Here is a 5,663-nt window from a genome sequence, read left to right as displayed (position 1 = left end):
GCACCTCTCGCGGTGGACAGCGCTGCCGCGGGCCCGCGCGGACGGTTGGGGTTCGCCGGAAACCTGGGCCCAGGACGCCGTGCGCTGGTTCTCCGAACACCACCACGACCCGCTCGCCACCGACTGCCGTCGGATGCTCAAACAACTCGGCGCGCCGGTGCCGCGGCGTGGTCGCGGCATCAGCCAGGTCCCCCAACGGCTGCTGGAGCTCGGCGTGACCAGTCGCGAGGTCGACGTGCTGCTGCTGATCGCGATGCGGTTGCCGAATGCCGACATCGCTGATCGGTTGGTGCTGTCGCCGCGCACCGTCGAACGTCATGTGAGCAGCCTGCTCACCAAGACCGGGCTCGCCGACCGCCGGGAGCTGGCGCTGTTCGCCGAGCGGCTCGGACTGGCCTGATCGGGGTCCGATCCCGGTCCCGCAACCTGGGTGTCGTCGGGGCGTTAACTGGGTACTCGGCGCGGCTAACCCCATGCCGCGCACACGGCAGCCTCGTGGGTGTCGGGGATGGTCCCCGACATCGACGAAAGCAGGCGAGCATGCAACAACCTTGGGTGGGAGACACATTCGCCGCTCTCCCCGACACCCACGTCATCCCTACCTACTGGCCGGTCCCCGGGCTGGGCACCATCCCGATGAACGCCTTCCTGCTCCGTTCCGCGGAGCCGGTCCTGGTGGACTCCGGGGTGGAGATCCTCGACGACGAATTCCTCGACGCGCTCGGCGATCTCATCGATCCGGCGGATCTGCGGTGGATCTGGCTCACCCACGAGGATCGCGACCACACCGGCGCACTGCCGCGGCTGCTCGAGATGGCGCCGCGGGCAACAGTTCTCGGCACCTTCATGACGTTCGGCCGGGCCGCCCCGGACGGGTGGCTCCCGCCGGAACGCACCCGGATCGTGAACCCCGGCGACGTCGTTGACGTCGGTGACCGGGCGCTCTACGCCGTGCGCCCGCCGCTGTTCGACAGCCCCGGGACACTCGGGTTCCTCGATCAGAAGACCGGCGCCTACGTCGCCTCCGACTGCTTCGGCGCACCGCTGCCGGGCGACTTCGTCGCTACGCGTTCGGCCGACGACGTCGACGCATACACGTTGCGGTCGGCCCAGATCACCTGGGCGACCGTGGACAGCCCGTGGGTCGTCCACACCGACCGGGCCCGACTGGCCGAACACGTGGAGGAGGTACGGCAGTTCGAACCGAGCGCGCTGCTCTCTTCGCATCTCCCGCCCGTGCGCCGGCGGATCGCAGACAGCCTCGACGCGGTGATCGCCGCCCAATCCGCCGAACCCACACCGGGTCTGACCCAGGAACAACTGGAGACCCTGCTGGCGCAGTTCACACCCGCCGCAGTCGGATAACCCCTTTCACCTCAGCAACCAGAACCTCGACAACACAGGAGAGAAATCATGACCGCAACCCTCGCCCACCAGAAGTCCGCCACCACCGAACCGGTGTACCGCTTCGAGGGCAACTTCACCGAGATCGTCCCGATCGGCCCCGTCGCCGACGGGTTCCGCCTCAACGGCCACTTCGGCGGCAAGATCACCCTCGGTGAACTCGCCGGCGCCGACCTGGTCGGACTCGACTACTTCCGGATCCGACACGACGGTGCCGGGATCGTCACCGCCCACGAGGTCGTCACCCTCGACGACAAGGTGGTCGCCGTCGAGCTGCACGGCTACCTCGAGCCGCCGGCCGGTGTCGCGGCCCCCACGCCCGCAGACATCGTCCGCCCCGGCTTCGCGTGGCCAACCGAGCCGTACACGATCCACGTGGCGGCGACCTTCGAGACCGCGCATCCGGCGCTCGCCCATCTCAACACCACCATCGTGGCCCATTCCGGCACGGTCAATTTCGCCGACGGGTCCCTCGTCGTCGAGGCCCGGAAGATCGGCTGAGCACGATGCCCCGCGGCGGCCGGGCGGATGCGGCAGCATTGGTGTCGTATCCGCCCGGTCGGCCTGGAGACAATCGCCCTGGAGACAATCGCCCTGGAGACAAGGAGTCACCAGATGACGGAACCCACCTCACCGCCCGCCCTGCACAGCATCGCCCACGTGGCGCTCACCGTGACCGACATGCGACGGTCCCAAGAGTTCTACGAGCGGGTCCTCGGCCTCGAACACGTCATCACCGTGCCCCACGAGGGGGGTGAGGGCATCGTCCTCGCCGACCCCGACCGCCGGGTGTGGTGGGCGATCCACCGGCATGATGGCCAGGACTTCGCCACCTTCTCCGAGAAGCGCACCGGGCTCGATCATGTTGGGCTGCTGGTGAACTCGCTGCCGGATCTGCGTGCCTGGGCCGAATGGCTCACCACCGTCGGAGTCGCCCACGGCGGCATCTCCCAACTCCCCGACTTCGGCATGGCGGCACTGGTGTTCCGCGACCCCGACGGCATCCCCCTCGAACTGCTCGCCTATCTCTGACGCTCTTTCTCTCACCACCGGCGCTCCGCCATGGCGACCGCCGGTGGGTCGGTGGTGCGCGCCCGCAGCCGTCCCACCCCACCTCACATTCTCTGGACCTTCCCTGAACATCCCCGAAAGACACACTGCCCGAAAGGACTTCTCCGATGAAACTGCTCCAGGTGAACTACGAGCGCGCACTGGCGCGCGACAACCACGATCAGGCGATCGCCATGCGGGAGGCGGCGACACACCTCGCCGAACTGTCCGGCCTGATCTGGAAGATGTGGCTCTACGACGACGACCTCCGCGTCGCCGGAGGCCTCTACCTCTTCGATACGGAGGCGAACGCGCGCGGCTGGGGCGACGGACCGATGGTGGCATCACTGTGCCGTCACCCCGGCATCGGCGGCGTCGAGTTTCGCTACTTCGACATCGACGTGGCGCTGAGCGAGCTGACCCGCGCGGGGAGCCTGCTGCGGCCGGTACCGGCCGAGGCCGAGCCGGCCTCGGGAGGGGCGACGTGAGCCGCGTCGTCGGTGCGCCCCGCGCCGAACCGTTGACCGGTTTGGGCCCCGTCGCCCAGCTCACCGCGGGACGCCTGCCCGAACGACTGCTGCGCCTGGTGGCCGGGCTCGCCCTGTACGGGCTGTCGATCGCACTGATGATCGAAGGGTCGGTCGGCGCATCTCCGTGGGACGTCTTCCACTCGGGCGTGGCGCGTCATGTGCCCGTCTCGCTGGGGACGGTGCTGACCGCCGCGTCGGTGTGCGTGTTACTGGCCTGGATTCCGCTGCGTCAGATCCCTGGCGTCGGGACCGTCGCCAACACCCTGCTCCTCGGTCCACTGGCCGACGTGAGCCTGTGGTTGCTGCCCGCCCCGGAGGCGCTGGTACCCCGCGTCACCTACATGCTGGCCGGGGTGGTGCTGTGCGCGCTGGGTACCGCGCTCTACGTCGGTGCGCAGCTGGGGCCCGGCCCGCGCGACGGCCTGATGACCGGCCTCGTGCGGCGTACCGGCCGATCGGTGCGCTCGGTCCGCACGGCGATCGAAGTGTCGGTGTTGCTGGCCGGTGTGGCGCTCGGCGCCTCGGCCGGGCCGGGCACGGTCGTGTTCGCCCTGGCCGTCGGACCGTTGACCCAGATCATGCTGGGGTACCTGGTCGTCGATCTGCGGTCGTCGGACGAACGCCTCCCACTGGCAGAGCCTTGTGCCGCCGGCAAACGGGGATGTCCGTGAGATGCCGTGAACCGGTCACTGTGCGCCTGGCACCACTGGTTGACTGACCAGGTGGCACATTCCATCGAGCTCCTACCTGACGAGGCCACCGATTCCCGGATTCGGCACCAGTGGTCGGCACTCACCGGCGCGGGCCTGACCAGCGCAGGACAGGCCCGCGCCAAGACCAACCGACCCCACGTCACTCTGGTGGCCGCCGCGAAGATCGCCGCCGCCGCCGACACCGCGCTGCTCCCGGCCGCCGGGCGACTGCCGCTGGAGTGCACGATCGGCGCGCCCGTGGTGTTCGGGCACGGTGCCCGCCATACGCTGGCGCGGCTCATCGTCCCCAACACCGAACTGCTGTCGCTGCACGGTCAGGTGTCGCACCTGGTCACCGGGCTGACCAGCCCCGACGACCCCGACGCCGGCGGACGGAGGTTCGGACATGTCGCGCCCGGTGCCTGGACCGCACACATCACCCTGGCGCGACGCCTGACCGCCGTCGAGGTCGGGATCGCGCTGCAGACGCTCGACGGCCTCGGACCCACCGAGTCGTCCTGCACGTTCGTCGCGCTGCGGCGTTGGGACTCCGACGCCCGCACCGAACACATCCTGCCTTCGCCGGCCTCCTGAGACCGGCGTTGAGACTACGATTCGCGCTGATATCGGTGTTGAGACCGCCGTGAGAGTGAGTTGAGAGGACGGCGCGGCACGGTTGGTGACATGAACGCACAAGCAACGGCAACACCACCGACCGAAACAACCACCGACGCCTTCGCCGAGCGGGTCTTCACGTCCGCACTGGCCACCACCGAACTGCTGAGCATGTACTTCGGCGACCGACTCGGCTGGTACCAGTGCCTCGTCGATCACGGCCCGCAGACCGCCGACGAGCTCGCCCGCCGCACCGACACCCACCCGCGGTATGCGCGGGAGTGGCTCGAGCAGCAGGCCGCGTACGGCATCCTGGACGCCGACCTCACCACGGATCCCGTCCGCTTCTCCATCTCCCCCGCGGTCGCCGAGGTCCTGACCGACACGAACAGCCTCGCCTATCTCGGCCCGCTGCCCCGGATGTTCGCCGCGGTCGGACCGCATCTGTCCAAACTGCTCGACGCCTACCGGCACGGCGGCGGGGTGAGCTGGGCGGAGTTCGGCGCCGATGCCCGTGAGACCCAGGCCGCCCTCAACCGCCCGTGGTTCGAGCAGCAACTCGCACCGGCCATCGCCCGGATCGACCATCTCCACACCCGGCTGTCGCGGCCCGGCGCTCGCATCGCCGACGTCGGCTTCGGTGGTGGCTATTCGACGATCGCGCTGGCACGCGCGTATCCCGAGGCCACCCTCGTCGGATTTGATGTGGACGACGAATCGGTGCAGATGGCGCGGCGGGCGGCAGACGCCGCCGGGGTCGCCGACCGGGTGGAGTTCTTGCGCGCCGACGGCGACGAGGCGGCAACCCGAGGACCCTTTGATGTCGTCTTCGCCTTCGAGTGCATCCATGACATGCCACGCCCTGTGGACGTGCTGACCGCCGCCCGCACGTCGCTCGCGCCCGGCGGGACGATGGTCGTCATGGACGAGGCGGTGTCCGACGAGTTCGCCGGTCCCGCCGACGATCTCGACAAGATCATGTACGGCTTCTCGCTGTTCGTGTGCCTCCCCGACTCGATGAGTTCACCACCGTCGGCAGCAACCGGGACCGTGATGCGACCGTCGGTCTTGCGGTCCTACGCCGAAGAGGCCGGATTCACGCGCGTCGACGTCCTCCCGATCGAGGACTTCGGGTTCTTCCGGTTCTACGAACTCGGCGCCGACTGACCCGTCCGATTGCCAGGCACACCCTTTAGCGCAGTCACCGCATACGCCGCGACGTCGGCCGGGGCGAATGATGCTCCTTGCCTGATCAGTTCGTCGACGACTCGATCACCGAGCCGGGCCCGCAGGAGCTCGTCGAGGTGGTCGAGTCGTTCGGCGTCCTCACCGAAAACGTCGGCGCCACGCACCTCGCCGGTCTGCCGAATCG

8 protein-coding genes are annotated in these 5,663 nt (G+C 69.0%); all 8 read left to right on the top strand.

The genetic code is table 11. The features are described 5' to 3' along the window. The coding region (locus tag GORHZ_RS06745) for a helix-turn-helix transcriptional regulator (RefSeq protein WP_006331454.1) at nt 1-400 on the top strand (400 nt) is incomplete at its 5' end. A 155-nt stretch (nt 401-555) separates the two neighbouring features. Then, on the top strand, nt 556-1,365 hold the full coding sequence (locus GORHZ_RS06740) for an oxygen-binding di-iron domain-containing protein (RefSeq protein ID WP_040530495.1): 810 nt from the start codon (nt 556-558) through the stop codon (nt 1,363-1,365). Between the two features lie 48 nt (nt 1,366-1,413). Beyond that, nucleotides 1,414-1,905 (top strand): DUF3237 family protein, encoded by a 492-nt coding sequence (locus tag GORHZ_RS06735; RefSeq protein WP_006331452.1) that lies wholly within the window; start codon nt 1,414-1,416, stop codon nt 1,903-1,905. Between the two features lie 114 nt (nt 1,906-2,019). After that, the gene (locus tag GORHZ_RS06730) at nt 2,020-2,436 is read left to right on the top strand and encodes a VOC family protein (RefSeq protein ID WP_006331451.1); all 417 of its coding nucleotides are present in this window, start codon (nt 2,020-2,022) and stop codon (nt 2,434-2,436) included. Between the two features lie 146 nt (nt 2,437-2,582). After that, nucleotides 2,583-2,942, top strand: coding sequence for a YdhR family protein (locus GORHZ_RS06725; protein WP_006331450.1), 360 nt, complete (start codon nt 2,583-2,585; stop codon nt 2,940-2,942). Beyond that, nucleotides 2,939-3,655, top strand: a complete 717-nt coding sequence (yczE, locus tag GORHZ_RS06720) for a membrane protein YczE (RefSeq protein WP_006331449.1) — start codon at nt 2,939-2,941, stop codon at nt 3,653-3,655. Before GORHZ_RS06725 ends, yczE begins: the two co-directional genes overlap by 4 nt. A 51-nt stretch (nt 3,656-3,706) precedes the next feature. Further along, the gene (locus tag GORHZ_RS06715) at nt 3,707-4,270 is read left to right on the top strand and encodes a 2'-5' RNA ligase family protein (protein ID WP_040530493.1); all 564 of its coding nucleotides are present in this window, start codon (nt 3,707-3,709) and stop codon (nt 4,268-4,270) included. A 90-nt stretch (nt 4,271-4,360) separates the two neighbouring features. After that, on the top strand, nt 4,361-5,458 hold the full coding sequence (locus GORHZ_RS06710; RefSeq protein ID WP_006331447.1) for a class I SAM-dependent methyltransferase: 1,098 nt from the start codon (nt 4,361-4,363) through the stop codon (nt 5,456-5,458). The last annotated feature ends 205 nt before the right edge of the window (nt 5,459-5,663 follow it).

Origin of the sequence: Gordonia rhizosphera NBRC 16068, from assembly GCF_000298195.1 — a bacterium.
In the GTDB taxonomy this organism is placed as follows: Bacteria; Actinomycetota; Actinomycetes; order Mycobacteriales; family Mycobacteriaceae; genus Gordonia; species Gordonia rhizosphera.
Note: the sequence above shows the minus strand (reverse complement) of the source record. Positions and strands in the feature narration are given on the sequence as shown.

Bases quoted from the DNA above. Each gene is read 5' to 3' on its own strand.
- GORHZ_RS06735 (WP_006331452.1), top strand. From the start codon at position 1,414: ATGACCGCAACCCTCGCCCACCAGAAGTCCGCCACCACCGAACCGGTG.
- GORHZ_RS06730 (WP_006331451.1), top strand. From the start codon at position 2,020: ATGACGGAACCCACCTCACCGCCCGCCCTGCACAGCATCGCCCACGTG.
- GORHZ_RS06725 (WP_006331450.1), top strand. From the start codon at position 2,583: ATGAAACTGCTCCAGGTGAACTACGAGCGCGCACTGGCGCGCGACAAC.
- GORHZ_RS06710 (WP_006331447.1), top strand. From the start codon at position 4,361: ATGAACGCACAAGCAACGGCAACACCACCGACCGAAACAACCACCGAC.